Origin of the sequence: Mesorhizobium sp. SEMIA396 (genome assembly GCF_024518615.1) — a bacterium.
GTDB lineage: Bacteria > Pseudomonadota > Alphaproteobacteria > Rhizobiales > Rhizobiaceae > Mesorhizobium.
Map to the genome: position 1 here is coordinate 28,317 of NZ_JANIFC010000015.1, position 22,626 is coordinate 50,942.

The window sequence follows — 22,626 nt, forward strand, 5'->3', positions numbered from 1 at the left end:
CAGAGCATGTACATTAATTATCATACCAGATCAATTGACGAGTATGATAAAAGCGATTAGAGACTCCGGCATCCGGGCTGAGCGCCCGGTCTATCGCTGGGAGGTAATCATGCGACTTTTGAAGACCGCGCTCGTCGCGGGCGCGCTTGCCGTGCTGTCCGTCACGACCATCGCTGCATATGCTCAGGACACCAAGATCGGTTTCATCGTCAAACAGCCCGAGGAGCCGTGGTTCCAGGACGAATGGAAGTTCGCCGACCAGGCCGCCAAGGAGAAGGGCTTTACCCTGGTCAAGATCGGCGCCGAGGACGGTGAGAAGCTGATGTCGGCCATCGACAATCTCGGCGCCCAGGGCGCCCAGGGCTTCATCGTCTGCACACCGGACGTGAAGCTTGGCCCCGGCATCGTCGCCAAGGCCGCCGCCAACAATCTCAAGCTGATGACTGTCGACGACCGTCTGGTCGGCGCCGACGGCAAGGCGCTGGAAGACGTGCCGCATATGGGCATTTCGGCCACCAAGATCGGCGAAGCCGTCGGCCAGGCGATCGTCGACGAAATGAAGGCACGCGGCTGGAAGGCCGACGAGGTCGGCGCCATCCGCGTCTCCTACGACCAACTGCCGACCGCGGTCGACCGCGTCGAAGGTGCCATCTCGGTGCTGAAGGCAAACGGCTTCAAGGCCGAGAACATCTTCGACGCGCCACAGGCCAAGACCGACACCGAAGCCGCCCTCAACGCCGCAACGGTCGTGCTCAACGCCCATGCCGACATCAAGAAATGGGTCTCCTTCGGCCTCAACGATGAGGCGGTGCTCGGCGCAGTGCGTGCTTCCGAAAGCGTCGGCATCCCCGCTGACAGCGTGATCGGCGTTGGCATTGGCGGCGCGGATTCCGCAATCAACGAGTTCAAGAAGCCGACCGCCACTGGCTTCGTCGGCACCGTGATCATCTCGCCGAAGCGTCATGGCTACGAGACGGCGCTCAACATGTATGACTGGGTTGCCAACAACAAGGAACCGGAGAAGCTGATCCTGACTTCCGGTGCACTCGCCAAGCGTGACGACTACCAGAAGGTCCGCCAGGGCCTCGGCATCGAATAATCCTCCCTGTACAAACAGGCGGCGGCTCATCCCGCCGCCTGTTTGTCATGGCTCAAAAGGATCGGCTCGTGTCCTTTCTCGACTTCTCGCACATCACCAAGACCTATCCGGGCGTCAAGGCGCTGTCGGACGTCTCGTTCGGCGTCGACAAAGGCGCCGTGCATGGCCTGATGGGCGAGAACGGCGCCGGCAAATCCACCCTGATCAAGATCCTCTCCGGCGACCAGCATGCCGATCAGGGCGAGATCCGCATTGACGGCAGGGTTCAAGCCTATACCTCGACCCGGGATGCCTTCGACAATGGCGTCATTGTCATTCATCAGGAACTGCAACTCGTTCCTGAACTCACCGTTGCCGAAAACCTCAGCCTCGGTCGTTTCCCCGCCAACGCCGGCATCATCGCCGGTCGCCGGATGCTGGACGACGTCGGCGCCAAGCTGAAATCGGCCGGTATCGACATCGACATGCGCCGCAAGGTCAAGACGCTGTCGATCGGCGAACGCCAGATGGTCGAGATCGCCAAGGCGGTCATGCTCGACGCACGCGTTATCGCGCTGGACGAACCGACCTCGTCGCTGTCCTCGCGCGAAAGCGAAATCCTGTTTGCCCTGATCAATCGCCTGCGCAGCGAGGGCAAGGTCATCATCTACGTCTCGCACAGGCTCGACGAGGTGTTCCGGCTCTGCGACAGCCTGACCGTGCTGCGCGACGGCAAGCTCGCGGCGCACCACGCGTCGCTGAAAGGCGTCACCCGCGATCAGGTCGTCGCCGAGATGGTCGGCCGCGAGATTTCGGATATCTGGGGTTTTCGCGCACGAAAAACAGGCGATGTCCGCCTGAAGGTCGACGCTCTCAGCGGCCCCAAACTGCAGACACCGGCCAGTTTCGAGGCAAGGGCAGGCGAGATCGTCGGCTTCTTCGGCCTGATCGGCGCCGGGCGCTCGGAGCTGATGCGGTTGGTCTATGGCGCCGATCCGCGCTCGGGCGGCACCATCACCGTCGACGGCAAGCTGGTTCGCGCCACCGATCCGCGTGGCACGATCCGGGCCGGCATCGTGCTGTGCTCGGAGGATCGCAAGCATGACGGCATCATCCAGGGGCGCTCGGTCGAGGAGAACATCAACATCTCGTCGCGGCGCCATCACACACGCTTCGGCGTGCTCAACCGCGCCAGCGAGATCGCCACGGCCGAGACCTTTATCAAGAAGCTGAAGGTGCGCACGCCGTCGCGCAAGCAGGACATCATCAACCTCTCCGGCGGCAACCAGCAGAAGGTCATCCTCGGCCGCTGGCTGTCCGAACAGGGCGTGCGGGTTCTCATTGTCGACGAACCGACGCGCGGCATCGATGTCGGTGCCAAATCCGAGATCTATGAGCTACTGTACCAGCTTGCCGAGGATGGCATGGCGATCGTCGTCGTCTCTTCCGAACTGCCGGAGGTGATGGGCATCTGCGACCGCATCCTGGTGATGTGCGGCGGCCGCGTCAGCGCCGAGCTCACCCGCGACCAGTTCGCCGAAAGGGCGATCCTGGCTGCCGCTCTCCCCGATCAGAAAACCCCCGACGCGATCGCATCCTGAGGACTTTTGGCATGACCGACCAGTTGAAAAAAATCCTGCTCGGCGAACAGGGGCTCGTCGTCATCTTTGTCGTCGCCTTCGCGTTGGTGTCGGCTCTGGTGCCGAACTTCCTTACGGACCGCAACATGCTCGGCCTGCTGCAGTCGGTGGTCACCGTCGGCATCGTCGCCTGCACCATGATGTTCTGCCTCGCCACGCGCGACTTCGACTTGTCGGTCGGTTCGATCGTCGCCTTTGCCGGCATGGTCGCTGTGATGGCCTCGAATTACACCGGCTCGATCCTGCTTGGCCTGCTGGCGGCAATCGCCTGCGGCGCTTTCGTCGGCTTCATCAACGGCGTTGTCATCGCCAAATTTCGCATCAACGCGCTGATCACGACGCTGGCCACCATGCAGATCGTGCGCGGCTTTGCGCTGATCGCGTCCGACGGCCGCGCCGTCGGCATCAACAGCCCGGATTTCTATCAGCTGGCGCTCTCGAAACTGCTCGGCATACCGACGCCGGTCTGGGTGCTTGCCATCCTGTTTTGCATCTTCGGCTTCGTCCTCAACCGGACCGTTTTCGGCAAGAACACGCTGGCCATCGGCGGCAATCCGGAGGCCTCGCGGCTTGCCGGCGTCAATGTCGACCGGACGCGCATCTGGATTTTTGCGCTGCAAGGCGTCGTCTGTGGTATCGCCGGCATCCTGCTGGCGTCGCGCATCACCTCGGGCCAGCCCAACGCGGCGGTCGGGCTCGAGCTTTCGGTTATCTCGGCCTGCGTGCTCGGCGGAGTCTCGCTTGCCGGCGGCCGCGCCACCATGTCGGGCGTCATCGTCGGCGTGCTGATTATGGGCATCGCCGAGAACGCCATGAACCTGCTCAACATCCCGGCCTTCTACCAGTACATCGTGCGCGGCGTCATTTTGCTGCTGGCCGTGCTGCTCGACAATCTGCGCTCGTCGGCTTTGGGCCGGCGATAGGCTGGAGGGACAAAAATGGTTGAGCGCCTTTCCGGCAAACGCATTTTCCTGACGGGTGCAGCGCAAGGCATCGGGCTTGCCATCGCCAAAGCCTGTTTGGCCGAAGGCGCAAAACTGTTCCTGGTCGACCGCGACGGCGCGTTGCTGGACAAGGCAGTCGCCGGCCTTGCCGCACCGCAAGGCCATGTCGGACATGTTGCGGCCGACATAAGCGACAGCGCCGGGATTGCGGCTGCCGTCAGCCAAGCGGCCGCCGAGATCGGCCCGATCAACGCGCTGATCAACAATGCCGGGGTCAATGTGTTCTCGACGCCGCTCGAGGCGACCGAGGAAGAGTGGAACCGCAACTTCGACGTCAACGTCAAGGGAGCCTGGAACTGCAGCAAGGCGGTGCTGCCGGGCATGATCGCGAGCGGCGGCGCCATCCTCAACATCGCCTCGACGCACAGCTTCACCATCATCCCGCACACCTTCCCCTATCCGGTCGCCAAGCACGCGCTGCTCGGCCTGACCAAATCGCTGGCACTCGAATATGCGGCGCAAGGCGTGCGCGTGAACGCGCTGGCGCCGGGCTATGTCGAGACGCAGAAGGCGATCGATTACTGGAACAGCTTTGCCGATCCAGCCACAGCACGCGCCAACACCATGGCGCTGCACCCCGGCGGCCGCATCGCCACGGCGCACGAGATCGCGCTTGCCGCGGTGTTCATGATTTCCGACGAGTGCCCGTTCATGAACGCGGCCACGCTCGTCGTCGACGGTGGACTGAGCCAGCTCCAGCATCCCGCCTGAACGCCGGAAAGACCATGACCAAGAGACGATCGCAGCACTGGTTCGGCGGGCTGGGCAAGGATGCCTTCATCCACCGCAGCTGGATGAAGAACAACGGCCTGCCCGATGATGCCTTCGACGGCCGTCCGGTGATCGGCATCTGCAACACATTCTCCGAATTCACGCCTTGCCACGTGCATTTCCGTGCTCTGATCGAGCACATCAAGGCCGGCGTGCTGGAAGCCGGCGGCCTGCCGCTCGAATTCCCGGTCTTCTCTTGCGGCGAGTCCAATCTGCGGCCGACGGCGATGCTGTTTCGCAACCTCGCCTCGATGGATGTCGAGGAGGCGATCCGCGGCAACCCGATGGACGGCGTCGTGCTGATGGCCGGCTGCGACAAGACCACGCCATCGCTGGTCATGGGCGCGGCCTCTTGCGATCTGCCGTCGATCGTTATTTCCGGCGGGCCGATGCTCAATGGCCGCTTCCAAGGCCGCGAAATCGGTTCCGGCACCGATGTGTGGAAGTTTTCGGAAGACGTTCGCGCCGGCGTGATGAGCGAGCAGGATTTCGCCAATGCCGAGAGCGCCATGTCGCGCTCACCCGGTCACTGCATGACCATGGGCACGGCCTCGACCATGGCCTCGATGGTCGAGGCGCTCGGCCTGGCGCTGCCGGGCAACGCCGCCTATCCGGCAGTCGATGCACGCCGCAGCCGCATCGCCCGCATGACCGGACGGCGCATCGTCGAGATGGTCAATGAGGATCTGCGCCTGTCGGCTATCCTCACCAGACAAGCCTTCGCCAACGCGATCCGCATCAATGGCGCGATCGGCGGCTCGACCAATGCGGTCGTGCATCTGCTGGCAATCGCCGGCCGCGTCGGCACCGAGCTGACGCTGGACGATTGGGACAGATATGGCCGCGATGTGCCGACCATCCTCGACCTGATGCCGTCCGGCCGTTTCCTGATGGAGGATTTCTGCTACGCCGGTGGCATTCCGGCCGTCATGAAGGAGATGGCCGATCTGCTTGATCTCGACGCGCTGACCGTCACCGGCAAGAGCGTGTGCGAGAACATCAGTGACGCCCAAAACTACAATCCGGAGGTGATCCGCCCGCGCGACAAGGCGCTGACATCGCACGGCGGCATCGCGGTGCTGCGCGGCAATCTGGCGCCCGACGGCGCCATTATCAAGCCGTCCGCCGCCTCGCCAGCGCTGATGAAGCATCGCGGCCGCGCCGTCGTCTTCGAGGACATCGACGACTACAAGGCGCGCGTCGACGATCCCTTGCTGGACATCGACGATGCGTCGATCATGGTGCTGAAGAATTGCGGGCCGAAAGGCTATCCTGGCATGGCCGAAGTCGGCAACATGGCGCTGCCTCGGAAGCTGCTGAAGCAAGGCGTCCGCGATATGATCCGCATCTCCGACGCCCGCATGTCCGGTACCGCCTTCGGCACTGTCGTTCTGCATGCCGCACCCGAAGCCGCTATCGGCGGCCCGCTGGCGCTGGTCAGGAGCGGCGACTTCATCGAGCTCGATGTCGAAGCGAGGAAGCTGCATCTCGACGTGTCGGAACAGGAGTTGGCGCGGCGTCGTGAATCCTGGCTACCGCCCGTCCCGGCGATGCGCGGCGGCTATCAAGGCCTCTACGTCGACCATGTCCTGCAGGCGGATCGTGGCGCCGACCTCGACTTTCTCGTCGGAAGCCGTGGCCATGCCATTCCACGCGAAAGCCATTGAGGTACGCGTGACAAAATTCAAACCAGATGATTTCCACGGTATTCACGCCATTCTCTACGCGCTCTTTGACGTGAACGAACAGCTGGACCGCGCGGCGATGCGTCGGCAGGTCGAGATCTGCCTCGCGACCGGCGTGCACGGCATGGCGGCGCTCGGCCTGGCAACGGAAGTCGCCTAGCTGACCGAGGCCGAGCGTCGGACGATCATGGACTGGACGGCGGAAGACACCGCAGGAAAAGTGCCGCTCGCCTTCACCATCTTCGGTTCTTCTGTGGCTGAGCAGGTGGCGCAGGTTCGCCATGCCGAAAGCGTCGGAGCGGATTGGGTGATCCTGCAGCCGCCGCCAGCCGGATCCTATGGTGCGCCGGAATACATCAAGTTCTTCGGCCGCGTCGCCGAGGCGACCGACCTGCCGGTGGCGATCCAGAACGCGCCGGCCTTTTTCGGGCGCGGCCTGTCATCGGACGAAATCCGCGAACTCGTCACGCTGCATCCCAACATAAGGCTGATCAAGGGCGAAGGTCCGGTCACCGACATCGCCGGGCTGATCGAGCGCACCGAAGGCCGGATACCGGTTTTCAACGGACGCGGCGGCCTGGAACTGATCGACAATTTCCGCATCGGTTGCCGCGGCATGATCCTGGCGCCGGATTGCGCCGACTATGCCGTGCGCGCCTATCATGCGTTCCGCGCCGGAGACGAAGTCACGGCCGAGGCTGAATATGCAAGAATATTGCCGGCTGCCGTCTTCGTCATGCAAGGCATCGAGAGCCTGGTCTGTTACGGCAAGCGGCTGTTCGGCGCCCGCGCCGGCATCCCGGTACATGACCGGGCTCCGGCGATGCGGCCAGGCGAGCCTGGCCTCGCAATGGTGGAGCGCTTTGCGATTGGTCTGGGTCGGTTGCCTGGCTGAACGGCAACTGCCTTTCAGTAGGTCGTCCGTCCACCCGACAGGTCGAACGTGGAGGCGGTTGTAAAGCTGTTCTCCTTGGAGACGAGCCAGGCGACCATCGCCGCGGCTTCGTCAACCTCCAGCAGGCGGCCGCGCGGAATGCGCGAGCGCATATATTCGATGTGCTCCGGCGTCAGTTGTTCGAGGATGCGCGTCTGTGCCGTGGCCGGCGAGATGCAGTTCACGGCGATGTCGTACTGCGCCAGTTCCTTGCCGAGCGACTTGGTCAAGCCGATGACCGCCGCCTTCGAGGCTGAATAGGCGGAGGCGTTGGGGTTGCCTTCCTTGCCGGCCACCGAAGCGATGTTGACGATCCGTCCGTAATTGCGCTCCTTCATTCCGGGAACCACGGCGCGATTGACGTAGAACGTACCGTTTACGTTGACGTCGATGACCTTCTTCCACGTCTCGATGTCGTAGACGTCGAGCGGGGCGGCCGGGCCGGCAATTCCGGCGGAATTGACCAGAATGGAAATCTTGCCGGCCAGCTCTTCGGTCCTGGCGCGCGCCGCGTCCACCGACGCCCAATCGGCGACGTCCACGGTCTCCGTCGTGGCGGCGCTGCCGAGTTCCTTCTTGGCGGTTTCGAGGCGGGCCTCATCGAGGTCCCACAAGGTTACCGTCGCGCCGGAGGCGACGAAACGTCTGGCCATCGCAAAGCCGAGGCCCTGGGCGCCGCCGGTGACCACAGCGTGCTGGCCGTCAAGATCGATCCTGTTCATGTCGAGCGGTTCTTTCCGTTTGAGCTACTTCCGGGATAAAGGCCGGCCTGCGCAGGCGGGCGATATCGCTACATGGTTGCGCCAAGGCTCCATGGCACGAACTCGTTGTCGCCATAGCCGAGCGCTTCCGACCTGGTGCGCCCGCCGGATGCGACGCGCAGGATCTCGGCGAAGATTTCCTCGCCCTTCTCGGCCAGCGAGACGCCGTCCAGTATGTCTCCGCAATTGATGTCCATGTCCTCGCGCATCTGCTCGAAGATAAAGGTGTTGGAGGCAAGCTTGATCGAGGGCGTCGGCTTGCAGCCGAAGGCCGAACCGCGGCCGGTGGTGAAGCACAATATGTTGGCGCCGCCGGCGACCTGCCCGGTGGCCGAGACCGGATCGTAGCCAGGCGTATCCATGAAGACGAGGCCGCGCTCGTTGATCGGCTCGGCATATTCCAGCACTGCGCGCAGATTGGTGGTGCCGCCCTTGGCGGAGGCGCCGAGCGATTTCTCCAGGATGGTCGTCAGCCCACCCAGCTTGTTGCCGGGCGAAGGGTTGTTGTTCATCTCCATGTCGTGCCTGGCGGTATAATCCTCCCACCAGCGGATGCGCTCGATCAGCTTTTCACCCACCGCGCGGCTCTCGGCGCGCAAGGCGAGAAGATGTTCGGCGCCATAGATTTCGGGCGTCTCCGAGAGCACGGCCGTGCCGCCTTGCCCGACAAGCAGGTCCACCGCAGCACCCAGTGCCGGATTGGCGCTGATGCCGGAGTAACCGTCCGATCCGCCGCATTGCAGTGCTAGCACCAGTTCGGAGGCTGGTTGCGGCGTCCTTTCGGCGGCGTTCACCGTAGGCAGCATGTCGACGATCGCCTTAACGCCGGCCTCGACTGTCTTTCGCGTGCCGCCGGTTTCCTGGATCGTCATCGTGCGGAAAATCGTGCTCTCCTCGATGTTGTACGACTGCATCCAGCGCGGAATCTGGAACGCTTCGCAGCCGAGCCCGACCATCAGCACGCCGCCGACATTGGGGTTCGTGGCAAAGCCCCATTGCGTGCGCTTCAGCAGGTCGTAAGCGGGACCCTTGGTGTCGATGCCGCAGCCAGTGCCGTGGACGAGTGCGATGATGCCGTCGATATTGGGATAGTCGCGCAGGATGCCAGACCGGTTGACCTCGTCGGTGATGAACCGGGCGACGCTGGCAGAGCAATTCACTGACGTCAGGACGGCGATGAAGTTGCGCGTGCCGACCTTGCCGCTCGGCCGACGGTAACCCATGAAGGTGGCCCGCTCGGCCTCGGCAACGATCTCGGTTTGCCTGGTATTGGTGCCGAAGACGTAGTCGCGTTCGAAATTGCGCAGATACACATTGTGCTCGTGAACCCAGTCGCCGGCGACGATGGGTTCCCGCGCAAAGCCAATGGTCTGGCCGTATTTCACGATCGGGTCGTCCGAGCCGATGTCGCGCAGGGCCATCTTATGCCCGCGCGGTATGCGCGCCTTCGCTGCCACGTCCCCGGCTTTGTCGCCGATCTTCAACGGATCGACCGCCAGAAGAATGTTGTCTGTATCCGACAGCTTGATGAACCGTGCCATGACCCAAACTCTGAAAAGGCTCTCCCCGACAAGGAGCGTCGAGAGGCAAAAGTGATTTGGAATACTAATATAATAGAATGTCAGTGGTCAAGGTGCGGTTGCGAAAGGCCTGGACTGCAGGGCGTTGCGGCGGATCGGTCAGGTGAGTGGCGTGCGATGAGAGCGCCTTGCGGCGCAGTTTGAGGGCGGCAAACGGCTGGATGAAACAACGGATCGCCGCCCGGCCGGGACACGGTCAGTCGAGATGGAAGACCTCTTCCATCGCCGCCCACCATTCGCCGTCGGCGCGCGTCGGCAGTGGCGTCTGCATGGGGTCGCACAGCTCCCACCATTTGCGCATCGCCGGCGACTCGCCCATTCGCGCCGCATCCTTGGCGAAGTCGCTGCCGTGATACTCCCAGCAGGCGAACAGAAGGTTCTCCGGTTCGCGCAGGAAGATCGAATAGTTGCGGATGTTGGCGCCGCTGATGACCTCGAGGACGTCGGGCCAGACAGCGGCGTGGACGCGCCTGTAGTCCGCGATCGCCTCTGCTTTCACGCCGATACAAAGTCCCATTCTTTGCATGCCGGTGGCTCGCAGGGCTTCAGTCGAGAAGGTCGGCGGCGACTTCGAGCGTGTTGCGGAACGACGTCTCGAGATGGTGTTCCATCGCTTGCGCCGCACCCTCGGCGTCGTGGCGCTTCAGCGCGTCGAAAATGGCCTCGTGCTGCTCGATCGTCTGTTCGCCATAGCCCGGCTTGGGGATGGCGAGATAGCGGCCGCGATCCATCTGTGCCTTTGAGATGTCGACGGCTCTCCAGATCATCGGCAGGCCGCAGATCTCGGCGATGGTGCGGTGAAAGACATCGTCGAGCTGTATCGCGGTGGCATATCTGCCTCGCGATATGGCGAGCCGGTGCGCCGCCATGTTGTCTTCCAGCAATTCGCTGGCGGCCGGTGTGAACTTGGCGGCCGCGCGTCGGGCGCTCTCCATCTCCAGTGCCCGCCGAATGACATAGGCTTCTTCCAGGTCGGCCCGGCTGATCGGAGCGACATAGGTGCCGGTCTGTGCCAAGATCTTGACCAGGCCCTCGTCGCTGATGCGCTTGACCGCTTCGCGCACCGGGGTGCGCGACACCCCCAGGGCCTCCGCGATGGCGACTTCGTTGATGACCTCTCCCGGCTTCAGCTGCCCGACGACGATCAGGTTGCGGATCTTGTGGTAGATCTGATCGCGGAGCGGAAGAGCCCGATTGAGCGTCGAAGGATCCAGGTCCATTGCAAATCCGTATCTTCGTTCACCAGAAATGGCCAGATAATACTAGAATGTCAATCGGAACGCATCCAATGGAAGCGGTCGGGTGTCGGTGGACACGATGTTCATAACGACCGCCGGAAATCCACCTTGCCAGAACTATTATATTAGTGCAATAGTCATCATCCGCGGTGAGAAATTCAACCGCAACCGAGAGCCTGGACTGAGTCGCGTGTTCAAAAGCCCGGACGTTCAAGCCAGTTCGAAGAGGGGTCGAGCTGTGTTGAAGCAGCTATTATACTAAAATATCGATGGCCGATACCGAGGACGATCGGCCGGCCGCCAGGAGGAACCTAGCCAGATATGACTGTCGCCGCCGATTGCGCCTTGGACATGCGAGGCATCAGCAAGACGTTCCCGGGCGTGAAGGCTCTGTCCAACGTCAATTTCGCCGTGAAATTCGGCACCGTTCATGCGGTCGTGGGTGAGAACGGCGCCGGCAAATCGACGCTCATGAAAGTGCTCAACGGGTCCTACGCACCCACCAGCGGCGCAATCAGGGTCGGCGGCGCCGAAGTGCGCATGCGCCGGCCCGCCGATGCCCAGGCGCTGGGCATCCGCATGGTGCATCAGGAAATCAATCTGGTCCCCGACCTGAGCGTCGCCGAAAACGTCTATCTCGGCCGCATGCCGGGCAAGTGGACCTTTCTGCGCAAGGGCGAGATGATCCGGGCTGCAGCCGCCGTCCTCGATGAGCTCGGAGCGGCCATCAACCCGCGTGAACGGCTCGGCAACCTGTCGATCAGCCAGCAGCAGCTCGTCGAGATCGCCAAGGCCTACGCGGCGCAGCCCAGGATCATCGTCCTGGACGAACCGACATCCAGCCTCAGCGAGCATGAGACGGCGGCGTTGTTCCGGATCTTGCGCAAGATGCGCGATGACGGAATCGCCATCATCTATATCAGCCACCGACTGAAGGAGGTGCTCGAAATTGCCGACGAGGTGACTGTGCTGCGCGACGGATCAATGATCGAGACGCGGCCGATCGAAGGCATAAATGCCGCTCACATGATCAGGCTGATGGTCGGTCGCGAAGTCAGCAATGTCTTCCCGAAAAGCCCGGCCGAGATCGGCAAGTCGGTGCTGCGCGTCGAACGCATCAGCGACGGCGCGCGCTTCCGCGATGTCAGCTTCGATGTACGCGCCGGCGAGATACTGGGCTTGACCGGGCTGGTGGGCGCTGGCCGCACCGAGGTCGCCCGCGCGATCTTCGGCCTGTCGCGGCTTGTCGAAGGCACAGTCAGCGTCAACGGACGCGAGGTCTCGATCAACTCGCCATCCCAGGCGGTCAGGGCAGGCATTGCCTATGTTCCGGAAGATCGCAAGGGCGACGGCGTCGTGCCTGGAATGTCGATCCGGGAAAACATCAGCCTGCCCATACTGCGCCGCCTGAGCCGTTTCGGGCGCATCAGCCGCAGCGCCGATCACGCGCTTGCCGCGGACTCGGTCAAGCAGTTTTCGATTTCACCGCCCGACGGCGAACGGCGCATCAGCCTTCTGTCGGGCGGTAACCAGCAGAAGACGGTCATCGCCAAATGGCTTGCCGCCAAGCCCCTGGTCTTGATCCTCGACGAGCCGACGCGGGGCGTCGACGTCGGCGCCAAGGCCGAGATCCACCACATCATTGGCCAGCTCGTCGCAGGCGGCATGGCGGTGGTGATGATCTCCTCGGAACTGCCCGAAATCCTTGGCGTCTGCGACCGCGTGGTGGTGATGCGCGATGGACACGCCTCCGAGCCTCTCCTGCGCAGCGAATTGAGCGAGGAACGCATCATGGCGCTGGCCACGGGGGAGGAGATGGCGTGACCGAAGCGGCCATGGAGATCGGCGGTGTGAACCGCAACGACCGCTTCACGCGTGGCAGCAGGCTTATCGGTGTCCTGTCGAAGGCGGGGCTGGCCTTCGCCATCCTCGCCGTGATGCTCTACGGCTCCTTCGTCAGCCCCGCCTTCTTCACATCAGGCAATTTGCTCAACGTCCTGACCTCGATGTCCATCGTCGGCATCGTCGTCGTCGGCATGACCTTCGTGCTCGTGGTCGGCGGCCTGGCCGACCTCTCGGTGCCGGCCACCATCGCCTGCGGCGCCATCCTGTCGCTCGGGCTGCAGCCGATGATCGGGCCGCTGCCCGCCTTCGTCCTGGCCGTCGGCCTTGCCGGCCTCATAGGCCTGCTCAACGGCGTCCTGGTCGGCTATGTCGGCATCAACCCCATCATTGCCACGCTCGGCATTGGCACGATCGGACTGGGCATCGTCCAGGCGGCTGTCGGCGGGGTCATCGTCTATGGCAGCAATCCCGCCTCCGCCGAGTTCGCCAAGGGCCGGCTGTTCGGCATTCCAGTCGTGGTGCTGATCTTCCTGGTCATTGCTCTTGTCGGCCATTTCGTGCTGTCCCGCTCCTTCTGGGGCAGATGGACGCTTGCCACCGGCGGCAATTACAGCGCCGCCGAGGCAAGTGCGGTTCCGGTGCAGGCCGTGAAGGCTGGCGCCTTCGTGATCACAGCACTCGCTTCCGGCATCAGCGGCGGCCTGCTCGGGCTGACGCTGCAGAGCGCGCGGCCGCTCATCGGCGGCGGCTACGAATTCAGTGCCATCACGGCGGTGGTGGTCGGCGGCGTGTCGATCGTCGGCGGCTTCGGATCGGTGCCACGGGCCATCGCCGGCCTCATCTTCGTGCAACTGTTGACCAACGTCATGGTGCTCGACGGTGTGCGCACGCCGATACAGGGTTTCGTGCTCGGCATCCTGATCGTCGGTGCCGTTGGCATGGATGCGGCGCTGCGCAAGCGGGGCGTGTCGTGATGCGTTTTCTTTCGCTTGTCTCGCAGTATCGCGTCGTCGTCATTCTCGGCCTGACGCTTGTCATTTCCGCGCTGGTGGTCCCCGGCTACCTCTCGGCATCGACCCTCGGCCTCGGCCTCGACCGGGCGGCGACAATCGGCCTGATCGCGATCGGCCTGACGGTGCTTTTGATATCGGGCCAGATCGACCTCTCCGGTGGCGCGGTGTTTGCCCTGGCCGGCATCGTATCGGTCATCCTGCAGCGAGAGATCGGCATTCTCCCTGCGGCGATCGTCGGCATCCTGGTCGGTACCTTGGCAGGCGCCGTCAACGGCATGCTGGTCGTCGGCCTGAAGGTGAATTCGCTCGTGCTGACGCTCGCGACGATGTTGATTTTCCGCTCGCTCTCCCACTGGATCACCAACAGCCAGCCGGTGACCGGAACCGACATCATGCTCTCCCTGGCGCTGGCCAAGATCTATCTCGATGTCTTCACCCTCCGCAGCGCGCTGTTCATCGCCCTGATCGTGCTGCTGCATTTCTGGCTGACGCGCACCATACCCGGGCGCAACGTCTTTGCGGTGGGGTCCAACCCGGCGGCTGCCAAGGAAAGCGGTATCGCCTCGGACCGTATCGTCTTTCTCGGCTTTGTCTTTGCCGGCACGCTTGCCGGCCTGGCGGGGGTTCTCCAGAGCCTCGTCACCAACACCGGCTCGCCTGTCTTCGGCTCGGAACTGACGGTCGCCGTCATTGCCGCGGTCGTTGTCGGCGGGACTCGTCTCGAAGGCGGCAGGGGATCCGCGCTCGGCACGCTCGGCGGCGTGCTGACAATCGGCTCGCTGACCATCGCGATGGAGTTCCAGTCCGTTCCCGCATACGTCCAGCAGGTCGTGTCCGGGCTTATCCTGATCCTGCTCGTCGTGCTCGATCGGGCCGTTACCACCAAGGGGAGGGCTCCGGGCACGCGCCCGGCGCTCGTTCGCGACAATCCAATCACTCAAGGAGGAACCACATGATCGGGAGGAAACACATGATTGGCAAGAAAAGCATGCTTCACGTCGCCGCCGTGGCGGCTGTGCTGGCATCGACGGGCTGGGCCAGTGCCAAGACGGTTTGCTACGTGACGGCAGCGGATTCGCATGCCTACGCGACGCCGGCCAACAAGGCGCTTCAGGCGCGCGCCGCGGAACTCGGCATCGAGATCCTGAGCCTCAGCCAGGATTTTGATGTCCAGAAAGGCACCGAGCAGCTCAACACCTGCGTTGCGCGCAAGGTCGACGGCATCATCCTGTGGCCGCTCGACCCGCAGGCATACATACCGGGGCTGGCGCGCGCGCAGCAGGCGAACATTCCGGCGATCCTCATCAATTCGCCGATGAGCGACGATGCCAAGCCGTTCATCAAGTCGTTCACCGGGCCTGACGTCTACGAGGAAGGCAAGCTGGCGGCGGACTCGCTGAGCAAGGCGCTCGGCGGCAAGGGCTCCGTCGTCATCATCGCCGGCCAGGCCGGCAACGGCACCACGATCGGACGCGTCAGCGGCTTCACCGACCGTCTCAAGGAAACCAATGCAGACATCAAGGTGCTCGACACGGTCAACGCCGACTTCGACCAGCAAAAGGCGCTGGTGGTCAGCCGCGATCTGATCACACGCTTCGGCGACCAGATCAGCGGCGTCTACGCCAATGACGACACGATGGCCCGCGGCTTCATCGATGCCTGGAAGGAGGCCAACCCCTCCAAGGCCGCACCGCCGATCGTCGGCATCAATGGCCAGAAGGATGCGTTCGAATCGATCCGCACCAATGAAATGTACTCGACCATCGTCCAGTCGCCCGTCGAGGATGGCCGCCTGGCGATCAACACGATGGCCGAGATCATCGACGGCAAGCAGGTCAAGGACCGGCTGCCCATCCCGCTGACCGTCGTCACCAAGGACAACGTCAACGCGGTCGAACCAGCGTTCTGATACAAGGAGGCCGGCCCGGTGTATTCGGGCCGGCCTCCTTTTCTTGCCAGAGAGAGAAATTCTAATAGCGGCGGCAGAATTGGAATAAACTAACTCTACAGAGTTTGTGGAATAAGCAATCTGCACTGGCGATCTGGTTTCCACCCGGACAGGACCACGCCATGCCCACTCTTTCGCATCAGCTACTCACCAAAGCAGGCATATCCGGCCGCCTTCGTCAGGCAGCGGGAGAGAGGCCATGAGCCGGGTCGTGCCGGACCGCATCAAGGTGCTCTGGTTTCTGCCGACGCATGGCGACAGTCGTTATCTTGGCACGGCCGAGGGCGGCAGATCGGTCGATCTGCCGTATCTGACGCAAGTGGCGAAGGCGGCCGACACGCTCGGCTACTATGGCGTGCTGTTGCCGACCGGCCGCTCGTGCGAGGATTCCTGGGTGATCGCATCGGCTCTCGTGCCGATGACCGAACGCTTGCGTTTCCTTGTCGCCGTGCGCCCCGGTTTGCAGTCGCCGACGCTCGCCGCGCGCATGACTGCGACGCTGGATCGCATCTCCAATGGCCGCCTGCTGATCAACGTCGTCACCGGCGGCGATCCGCTGGAGAACAAGGGCGACGGCATTTTCCTGTCGCATGCCGAGCGCTACGAGGTGACGCAGGAATTCCTTCGGATCTACAAGCGGGTGCTGAGCGGCGAGACGGTCGAGCATGAGGGCAAGCATTTCCGCATCGAGGATGGAAGGCTGCTGTTTCCGCCGGTGCAGACACCCTATCCCCCGCTCTACTTCGGCGGCTCGTCCGATGCCGGGTCGACTGTGGCAGCGCAGGAGATCGACAAATATTTGACCTGGGGCGAGCCGCCAGCCGATGTCGAGCGCAAGCTGGACGGCATGCGTGAACTGGCGCAGAAGGCTGGCCGCAAGCTCTCCTTCGGCATTAGGCTGCATGTCATCGTCCGCGAAACCACCGAGGAGGCTTGGGCCGCGGCCGACAGGCTGATCAGCCGGCTCGACGATGCGACGATCGCCTCGGCGCAGAAGGTCTTTGCCCGCATGGATTCGGTCGGCCAGGCGCGGATGAGCGCATTGCATGGCGGCAATCGCGCCAAGCTCGAGATCGCGCCCAATCTGTGGGCCGGCGTCGGCCTGGTGCGCGGCGGCGCAGGGACCGCACTTGTCGGCGATCCCGACACGATCGCCGAGCGCATCGACGAGTACCGGCGCCTCGGTATCGATACCTTCATCCTTTCCGGCTATCCGCATCTCGAAGAAGCCTATCGCTTCGGCGAGCTGGTGCTGCCGAAACTGCCGACCGACCATCTGGTCAAGGCAGCCGGCTCTTCCGTAAACACCGGTCCGTTCGGCGAAACCATCGCCGGCGACCACCGGCCGAAGTCGCTCGCCAGCGCCTCGTGAACTTGCTTCCTGCGTCCTCGCGGTTGCGCGTCGCCATTATCGGCGGCGGCTTTTCCGGCGCCGCGGTGGCGTGGCACCTGGCGCAAATGCCTCGACCGGAGCGCATTTCCATTTCCGTGATCGAGCCACGACCGGTTCTTGGCGGTGGCCTTGCCTATTCCAGCGAGGAACCGTCTCATCGGGTTAATGTTCCCGCGATCAGGATGAGCATGGCTCCCGACGACCCGCAGCATTTTGCACGCTGGTTGACTGGCAGCGGAGAACTCGAACACGACCCGGACGCCATCTGGAAGAACGGCGACGCTTTTCCGCGCCGGCGTGTGTTCGGTCGCTACGTCGCCGAGCATCTGGCGCCGTATCTCGGTTCCGGCCTTGTCCGTCATGCCGAAGGTCTCGCCATACGCGTGACGCGCGATGCCAGTGGCGCGGGCTGGACCGTGCATACGTCCAGTGGGTTGGTCGCTGCCGATATCGTCGTCCTGGCAGCGACGCACCCACAGCCCGCGATTCCAGCCGCGCTGATCCATCTGACGGAAGCACCGGGTTTCATCGCCGACCCGTACGCACCAGCGGCGCTTGCCGGGATTGGTCCGGAGGCGTCGGTGCTGATCGTCGGCTCCGGGCTGACCTCTGCCGACATGGTCGCCGAACTCGACCGTCGTGGCCATCGCGGCCGCATCCTCGCGCTGTCGCGCCGCGGCTTACGCTCGCGCGGACACCCCGATGTCAGGGGCGAGCCTTTTGGCGATTTTGCATCCGCGCCGGCCACGACGGCGCTCGGCCTGCTCAGGGCCATTCGCGCGACGCTGACAGCTGCGAGAGCGGCCAATGTCAACTGGCAGTCGGTCTTCGACCAACTGCGCCTGCAGGGGCCGGTGCTGTGGGCCGCACTTGCCCCGCCGGAGCGGGCAAGGCTGGTCCGCCGGCTGCGCGTGTTCTGGGACGTGCATCGCTTCAGGATCGCTCCGCAGGTGGCGGCGGTGCTCGACCGGCGTCATGCGGCCGGAACATTCGACACCATTGCCGCCAGGCTTGTCGCGTCGAACGATGAGGACGGCAGCCTGGCTGTCAGCTTTCAACGACGCGGGCAGACACGGATCGAGACGACGCGCTTCGATGCCGTCATCAACACTACGGGTCCGGCTCATGGGCAGGCATTACAGCTGAACCCGGCGCTGAGCTCGCTGGCGGAAGCCGGCTTGATCAGGACGGACCAATATGGACTTGGCATCGAGACAAGTCTCGACAGCCGCGCAATCGGCTCGGACGGTGAGGCGGTTGCGACACTCCTGGTCGCCGGCCCGCTGGCAAGAGGCACTTTCGGCGAGCTCATGGGTCTGCCGGAAGTCGCCCGCCATGCCCAGGCGGTCGCGGGGGAAATTGCCAAGCTGCTGGTTACGCTGCCGTCAGCGCAGGCGATCGGCGCCCATGCCGCGCATGGACCTCTTGCGGGCTGACATCTGCAGGCCGGGTTCGGCAGCGAAAATTGGTATTTCCGCCCCAAGAGTGCCCCAAAAACGGAAAATCCTTCTTTGTATATTTATTCTATAAACATAATAAATATCGGCGAAGTCCGGCTGCGGCCGGATCGATCAATGACACGGCCTGAATGGGAGACATTTCATGGCACACGCAGAGACCGACGCGATCAAGTTTGCCTACTGGGTGCCGAATGTTTCGGGCGGCCTGGTGATCTCCAACATCGAGCAGCGCACCAACCATTCGGCCGAGTATAACCGCAAGCTGGCGCAGATCGCCGAGAGGTCCGGCTTCGACTACGCGCTCAGCCAGATCCGTTTCACCGCTGGCTACGGCGCCGACGAACAGCATGAATCGGTGGCGTTCAGCCATGATCTGCTGGCGGCGACCACCACGCTCAAGGTCATCGCCGCGATCCTGCCCGGGCCATGGAACCCGGCGCTGGCGGCCAAGCAGATCGCCACCATCAGCTACCTGACCAACGGCCGCGTCGCGATCAATCTTGTCTCCGGCTGGTTCCGCGGCGAGTTCCACGCCATTGGCGAGCATTGGCTCGACCATGACGAGCGCTACCGCCGCTCGGAAGAATTCATTCGTGCGCTGCGCGGAATATGGACTGAAGACAGCTTCACCTTCCGTGGTGATTTCTACCGCTTCAACGAATATTCGCTGAAGCCGAAGCCGCCGCAGCCGCTGCCCGAAATCTTCCAGGGTGGCTCGTCGCGCGCCGCACGCGACATGGCATCACGGGTTTCGGACTGGTACTTCACCAACGGCAACACGCCGGCTGAAATCGCCAAGCAGGTCGACGACCTCAGGGCCAAGGCGAAGGCCAACAACCATTCCGTCAAGGTCGGCGTCAACGCTTTCGCTGTCGTTCGCGAGACCGAGGAGGAGGCCAAGACGGTGCTCGCCGAAATCATCGCCAAGGCCAATCCCGAAGCGGTCAATGCTTTCGGCCATGAGGTCAAGAACGCCGGTAAGGCCTCGCCGGAAGGTGAGGGCAATTGGGCGAAATCGTCCTTCGACGACCTGGTCCAGTACAATGACGGCTTCCGCTCCAACCTGATCGGCACCCCCAGGCAGGTCGCTCAACGCGTCGTCGACCTGAAGCGCGCGGGTGCGGATCTCATCCTGCTCGGTTTCCTGCACTTCCAGGAAGAGGTCGAGTATTTCGGCAAGCATGTCATCCCACTCGTTCGCGAACTGGAAGATGCCGAGGCGGCGGCGTCGCTGGCGGCGGAGTAGTCACCCCATAGGCACGCCGGGCAGGCGCCGGCCTGCACACATGAAGCTTGCCCGGCGCGCTGATCCGTCGGGCGGCAATAGGATTTTGCGCGCCTAATCGAGGACGATTGGAATGCCGTTGCCCAGTTATACGCTCGGAGTGATGGACGCTTCGGTCTATGCGCCGGAAGTCTTTGCACGCGGCTTGCCGTCAGGCCTGCGGTTGGAGCAGTCGTTCGAAGATGCCGCCTGGCCGGCAGGGTCCGTTGCCGACGCCGCCTCTCCCTTGCTCGCGCTTCAGGGCATAAGCCTGTCGTTTGGCGGCGTCGTCGCACTTGCCGATATCGACCTGTCGGTTCTACCAGGCGAGATCCGTGCCATCATCGGCCCTAACGGGGCCGGCAAGAGCTCGCTGATCAACGTCATCAGCGGCGTCTACAGGCCGGATCGTGGCCATGTCCAGCTCGACGGTACCTTCTATGCCCAGGTCCCGACGCAGCGGCTGGCCCATCTCGGCGTCGCCAGAACCTTCCAGAACCTTGCACTGTTCAAGGGCCTCAGCGTCCTCGACAATATCGCCTCTGGCCTTGCCTACAAGGTTCGCTCCAACTTTGCCGGCCAGGTGCTCGGCATCGGCCGCTCGCGTGGCGAGCAGCGCGATTCACGCAGCCGTGCCGAACAGGTCCTCGAATTCCTCCATCTCACCGCCATTCGCGACCGTCTTGTCGGCACCTTGCCTTATGGGCTGCAGAAGCGTGTCGAATTGGCCCGCGCTCTGGTGGCCGAGCCGCGCCTGCTTTTGCTCGACGAGCCGATGGCCGGCATGACAGCGAGCGAAAAGAGCGAGATGGCGGCTTTCGTCCGTGCCGCGCGCGATCGTTTCGCCACCACCGTGGTGTTGATCGAGCACGATGTCGGCGTCGTCATGGGTCTGTCCGATCGAATCGCCGTCCTCGACTACGGCCGCAAGATCGCCGACGCCACGCCCGATGAAGTCAGGAACGACCAGCGCGTCATCGATGCTTATCTCGGCGTCGCCTCGGACAATGAAGACGGGGCAGGCATATGATCGCCGGTTTCGACTACCAGTTCTTCATCGAAGTGCTCGTCGGAGGCCTGCTCTCAGGCGTCATGTATTCGCTTGTCGCGATCGGCTTCGTGCTCATCTACAAGACCTCGGGCGTGCTCAATTTCGCGCAAGGCGCGATGCTGCTGTTTGCGGCACTCACCTTCGTCAGCCTTGTCGAGCGCGGCATTCCCTTCGCGCTGGCGCTGGTGGTCACCTTCGCCATCATGGTGGCGATCGGCATCGCCATCGAGCGCACGGTGCTCAGGCCACTGACCAACAAGCCGCCGATCACCCTGTTCATGGCGACGCTTGGCCTGTCCTACATCATCGAAGGCGCTGCCCAGCTGATCTGGGGCACGCAGGTCCACGGCCTCGATCTCGGCATCGAGGATGTGCCGCTGGAAATCGGCGGCGTGCTGATCAGCCAGTTCGATATTTTCGCGGCCGTGGTTGCTTCCGGCATGGTCCTCTTGCTGTCGCTGTTCTTCCGCTACACCCGCATCGGCCTCTCCTTCCGCGCAGTCGCCGACGATCAGTTCGCGGCACTCGCGGTCGGCCTCAGGCTACCCCTGATCTGGGCCACTGTATGGGCCGCCGCCGGCCTCGTCGCGCTGGTGGCCGGACTGCTGTGGGGCGCACGCCTCGGCGTGCAGTTCTCGCTGTCGCTGGTGGTGCTCAAGGCGCTGCCGGTGCTGGTGCTCGGCGGTTTCGATTCCATCCTCGGCGCCATCGTCGGCGGCCTCTTGATCGGCGCCAGCGAGAAGCTCGCCGAAGTCTATATCGGCGACTATTTCGGCGGCGGCATAGAGAGCTGGTTTGCCTATGTCGTCGCGCTCGTCTTCCTGCTGATCCGCCCTTCCGGCCTGTTCGGCCAGAAGCTCGTCGAGAGGATCTGAACGATGACCGCGATAACAAGCGATTTCGCCGCTGCGCCGGTGCTGCCGAAATGGGTCGTGCCCGTGCTTTTGCTCGCTTTCGCTTACGGCGTCGTGCCGCTGATCGGCTCAAGCTATCTGTTCGAGGCCATCCTGCTGCCTTTCCTGGCGCTCAGCCTTGCCGGCGTGGGCTTGAACATCCTGACCGGCTATGCCGGCCAGGTGTCGCTTGGCAGTGCTGCTTTCATGGCGGCCGGCGCCTTTGCCGCCTATAATTTCAACCTGCGTGTCGAAGGCCTGCCGCTGGCCGGCAGCATCTTCCTGGCCGGCATAGTGGCGGCCGCGATAGGCGTCGTTTTCGGCCTGCCGAGCCTGCGCCTGAAGGGTTTTTATCTCGCGGTTTCGACCCTTGCCGCGCAGTTCTTCGTGCAATGGGCGTTGACCAAGTTCAGCTGGTTTTCCAACAACTCGGCGTCCGGCGTCATCGACGCGCCGAGACTGTCGATTTCAGGTTTCGCGCTCGACGGCGCCATCGGCCGCTATTTGTTCGCGCTGACCATCGTCACGGTGCTGACCTTCCTTGCCTATAGGCTGGCCTCGTCGCAGACCGGGCGCAACTTCATCGCCATCCGCGACAATGAAACCGCCGCCCGCATCATCGGCATTCCGGTGCTGAAGACCAAGCTTCTGGCCTTCGCCATCTCGTCCTTCATCATTGGCGTTGCCGGCGTCATCTGGGCCTTCGCCTATCTCAGAACCGTCGAGCCGGACGGCTTCGATCTCGACCGGTCGTTCCAGATCCTGTTCATCATCATCATCGGTGGTCTGGCTTCGATCCGCGGCGCCTTCTTCGGCGCCGCCCTCATCGTGGTCTTTCCACTCGCTCTGTCGCGCCTCGGCGGCTTCCTGCTTGGCGATCTCTTCGACTCGGGCGTGCTCGACATGAGCCAGCGCATCGTGCTGGGCGCGCTCATCATCCTGTTTCTGATCCTTGAACCCGACGGGCTGGCGGCGCTGTGGGACAGGGTCCGAAGACGGCTCCTGTTCGCCTGGCAGTCGACTTGAGCTGATGCATTGAAAATGAATCCAATCCGAAAATGAACAAGG

The 22,626-nt window shown here is 63.3% G+C and carries 21 protein-coding genes; 17 read left to right on the forward strand and 4 right to left on the reverse strand.

What is annotated here, in order from left to right; genetic code table 11:
* The first annotated feature begins 109 nt into the window (after window positions 1–109).
* From NP503_RS28870 to NP503_RS28900, 7 genes are all read left to right on the forward strand, one after another.
* Entirely contained in the window at window positions 110–1,099 is a 990-nt protein-coding gene (locus tag NP503_RS28870; protein ID WP_027039820.1) for an arabinose ABC transporter substrate-binding protein, read from the forward strand.
* Window positions 1,100–1,167: 68 nt separating this feature from the next.
* Complete coding sequence (gene araG / locus NP503_RS28875) at window positions 1,168–2,679, forward strand: L-arabinose ABC transporter ATP-binding protein AraG (protein WP_127267762.1); 1,512 nt, start codon at window positions 1,168–1,170, stop codon at window positions 2,677–2,679.
* A gap of 11 nt (window positions 2,680–2,690) precedes the next feature.
* The gene (gene araH, locus NP503_RS28880) at window positions 2,691–3,641 is read left to right on the forward strand and encodes an L-arabinose ABC transporter permease AraH (protein WP_127272533.1); all 951 of its coding nucleotides are present in this window, start codon (window positions 2,691–2,693) and stop codon (window positions 3,639–3,641) included.
* A gap of 15 nt (window positions 3,642–3,656) precedes the next feature.
* Window positions 3,657–4,433 (forward strand): SDR family oxidoreductase, encoded by a 777-nt coding sequence (locus NP503_RS28885; RefSeq protein WP_127267764.1) that lies wholly within the window; start codon window positions 3,657–3,659, stop codon window positions 4,431–4,433.
* A 14-nt stretch (window positions 4,434–4,447) separates the two neighbouring features.
* Complete coding sequence (locus tag NP503_RS28890) at window positions 4,448–6,160, forward strand: IlvD/Edd family dehydratase (RefSeq protein ID WP_127267765.1); 1,713 nt, start codon at window positions 4,448–4,450, stop codon at window positions 6,158–6,160.
* A gap of 7 nt (window positions 6,161–6,167) precedes the next feature.
* Complete coding sequence (locus NP503_RS28895; RefSeq protein ID WP_245456791.1) at window positions 6,168–6,338, forward strand: hypothetical protein; 171 nt, start codon at window positions 6,168–6,170, stop codon at window positions 6,336–6,338.
* Window positions 6,339–7,073, forward strand: coding sequence for a dihydrodipicolinate synthase family protein (locus tag NP503_RS28900; RefSeq protein ID WP_256755018.1), 735 nt, complete (start codon window positions 6,339–6,341; stop codon window positions 7,071–7,073).
* Between the two features lie 14 nt (window positions 7,074–7,087).
* On the opposite strand, the gene NP503_RS28905 is transcribed toward NP503_RS28900, so the two are convergent.
* The 4 genes from NP503_RS28905 to NP503_RS28920 form a co-directional block, all read right to left on the reverse strand.
* Window positions 7,088–7,834 carry an SDR family NAD(P)-dependent oxidoreductase gene (locus NP503_RS28905; protein ID WP_127271930.1) on the reverse strand — a complete coding sequence of 249 codons (747 nt, stop codon included), beginning with the start codon at window positions 7,832–7,834 and terminating at the stop codon, window positions 7,088–7,090.
* Window positions 7,835–7,902: 68 nt separating this feature from the next.
* A complete protein-coding gene (locus NP503_RS28910) occupies window positions 7,903–9,414 on the reverse strand; it encodes a UxaA family hydrolase (RefSeq protein WP_127269481.1) in 1,512 nt (503 codons plus the stop codon).
* 235 nt (window positions 9,415–9,649) lie between these two features.
* Window positions 9,650–9,979: an L-rhamnose mutarotase gene (locus tag NP503_RS28915; protein WP_127269482.1), complete on the reverse strand. Its 330-nt coding sequence runs from the start codon at window positions 9,977–9,979 to the stop codon at window positions 9,650–9,652.
* A gap of 19 nt (window positions 9,980–9,998) precedes the next feature.
* Window positions 9,999–10,673 carry a GntR family transcriptional regulator gene (locus tag NP503_RS28920; protein WP_127269483.1) on the reverse strand — a complete coding sequence of 225 codons (675 nt, stop codon included), beginning with the start codon at window positions 10,671–10,673 and terminating at the stop codon, window positions 9,999–10,001.
* A 339-nt stretch (window positions 10,674–11,012) separates the two neighbouring features.
* On the opposite strand from NP503_RS28920, the gene NP503_RS28925 reads away from it, so the two are divergent.
* The 10 genes from NP503_RS28925 to NP503_RS28970 all read left to right on the forward strand — a co-directional run bounded on the left by NP503_RS28925 (window position 11,013) and on the right by NP503_RS28970 (window position 22,584).
* Window positions 11,013–12,515 (forward strand): sugar ABC transporter ATP-binding protein, encoded by a 1,503-nt coding sequence (locus NP503_RS28925; RefSeq protein ID WP_127269484.1) that lies wholly within the window; start codon window positions 11,013–11,015, stop codon window positions 12,513–12,515.
* Entirely contained in the window at window positions 12,512–13,510 is a 999-nt protein-coding gene (locus tag NP503_RS28930; RefSeq protein WP_236383297.1) for an ABC transporter permease, read from the forward strand. The genes NP503_RS28925 and NP503_RS28930 overlap by 4 nt, the downstream gene beginning before the upstream one ends.
* Window positions 13,510–14,505 (forward strand): ABC transporter permease, encoded by a 996-nt coding sequence (locus NP503_RS28935; RefSeq protein ID WP_127269515.1) that lies wholly within the window; start codon window positions 13,510–13,512, stop codon window positions 14,503–14,505. The genes NP503_RS28930 and NP503_RS28935 overlap by 1 nt, the downstream gene beginning before the upstream one ends.
* Window positions 14,506–14,519: 14 nt before the next feature.
* Window positions 14,520–15,458, forward strand: a complete 939-nt coding sequence (locus tag NP503_RS28940) for a sugar ABC transporter substrate-binding protein (protein ID WP_127269514.1) — start codon at window positions 14,520–14,522, stop codon at window positions 15,456–15,458.
* A gap of 238 nt (window positions 15,459–15,696) precedes the next feature.
* Window positions 15,697–16,869, forward strand: a complete 1,173-nt coding sequence (gene ssuD / locus NP503_RS28945) for an FMNH2-dependent alkanesulfonate monooxygenase (RefSeq protein WP_127269513.1) — start codon at window positions 15,697–15,699, stop codon at window positions 16,867–16,869.
* Window positions 16,866–18,326 carry an FAD/NAD(P)-binding protein gene (locus NP503_RS28950; RefSeq protein ID WP_127271922.1) on the forward strand — a complete coding sequence of 487 codons (1,461 nt, stop codon included), beginning with the start codon at window positions 16,866–16,868 and terminating at the stop codon, window positions 18,324–18,326. The genes ssuD and NP503_RS28950 overlap by 4 nt, the downstream gene beginning before the upstream one ends.
* A gap of 166 nt (window positions 18,327–18,492) precedes the next feature.
* Window positions 18,493–19,596: a dimethylsulfone monooxygenase SfnG gene (sfnG, locus tag NP503_RS28955; RefSeq protein WP_127270760.1), complete on the forward strand. Its 1,104-nt coding sequence runs from the start codon at window positions 18,493–18,495 to the stop codon at window positions 19,594–19,596.
* Window positions 19,597–19,708: 112 nt separating this feature from the next.
* Window positions 19,709–20,644, forward strand: coding sequence for an ABC transporter ATP-binding protein (locus NP503_RS28960; protein ID WP_127270762.1), 936 nt, complete (start codon window positions 19,709–19,711; stop codon window positions 20,642–20,644).
* On the forward strand, window positions 20,641–21,540 hold the full coding sequence (locus tag NP503_RS28965; RefSeq protein WP_127271920.1) for a branched-chain amino acid ABC transporter permease: 900 nt from the start codon (window positions 20,641–20,643) through the stop codon (window positions 21,538–21,540). Before NP503_RS28960 ends, NP503_RS28965 begins: the two co-directional genes overlap by 4 nt.
* Before the next feature lie 3 nt (window positions 21,541–21,543).
* A complete protein-coding gene (locus NP503_RS28970; protein WP_127271918.1) occupies window positions 21,544–22,584 on the forward strand; it encodes a branched-chain amino acid ABC transporter permease in 1,041 nt (346 codons plus the stop codon).
* Window positions 22,585–22,626 lie beyond the last annotated feature (42 nt).

Coding starts and splice junctions, on each gene's coding strand:
- NP503_RS28870 (WP_027039820.1), top strand. CDS start 110: ATGCGACTTTTGAAGACCGCGCTCGTCGCGGGCGCGCTTGCCGTGCTG.
- araH (WP_127272533.1), top strand. CDS start 2,691: ATGACCGACCAGTTGAAAAAAATCCTGCTCGGCGAACAGGGGCTCGTC.
- NP503_RS28885 (WP_127267764.1), top strand. CDS start 3,657: ATGGTTGAGCGCCTTTCCGGCAAACGCATTTTCCTGACGGGTGCAGCG.
- NP503_RS28890 (WP_127267765.1), top strand. CDS start 4,448: ATGACCAAGAGACGATCGCAGCACTGGTTCGGCGGGCTGGGCAAGGAT.
- NP503_RS28905 (WP_127271930.1), bottom strand. CDS start 7,834: ATGAACAGGATCGATCTTGACGGCCAGCACGCTGTGGTCACCGGCGGC.
- NP503_RS28910 (WP_127269481.1), bottom strand. CDS start 9,414: ATGGCACGGTTCATCAAGCTGTCGGATACAGACAACATTCTTCTGGCG.
- NP503_RS28915 (WP_127269482.1), bottom strand. CDS start 9,979: ATGCAAAGAATGGGACTTTGTATCGGCGTGAAAGCAGAGGCGATCGCG.
- NP503_RS28920 (WP_127269483.1), bottom strand. CDS start 10,673: ATGGACCTGGATCCTTCGACGCTCAATCGGGCTCTTCCGCTCCGCGAT.
- NP503_RS28925 (WP_127269484.1), top strand. CDS start 11,013: ATGACTGTCGCCGCCGATTGCGCCTTGGACATGCGAGGCATCAGCAAG.
- NP503_RS28935 (WP_127269515.1), top strand. CDS start 13,510: ATGCGTTTTCTTTCGCTTGTCTCGCAGTATCGCGTCGTCGTCATTCTC.
- NP503_RS28940 (WP_127269514.1), top strand. CDS start 14,520: ATGATTGGCAAGAAAAGCATGCTTCACGTCGCCGCCGTGGCGGCTGTG.
- ssuD (WP_127269513.1), top strand. CDS start 15,697: ATGAGCCGGGTCGTGCCGGACCGCATCAAGGTGCTCTGGTTTCTGCCG.
- sfnG (WP_127270760.1), top strand. CDS start 18,493: ATGGCACACGCAGAGACCGACGCGATCAAGTTTGCCTACTGGGTGCCG.
- NP503_RS28960 (WP_127270762.1), top strand. CDS start 19,709: ATGCCGTTGCCCAGTTATACGCTCGGAGTGATGGACGCTTCGGTCTAT.
- NP503_RS28965 (WP_127271920.1), top strand. CDS start 20,641: ATGATCGCCGGTTTCGACTACCAGTTCTTCATCGAAGTGCTCGTCGGA.
- NP503_RS28970 (WP_127271918.1), top strand. CDS start 21,544: ATGACCGCGATAACAAGCGATTTCGCCGCTGCGCCGGTGCTGCCGAAA.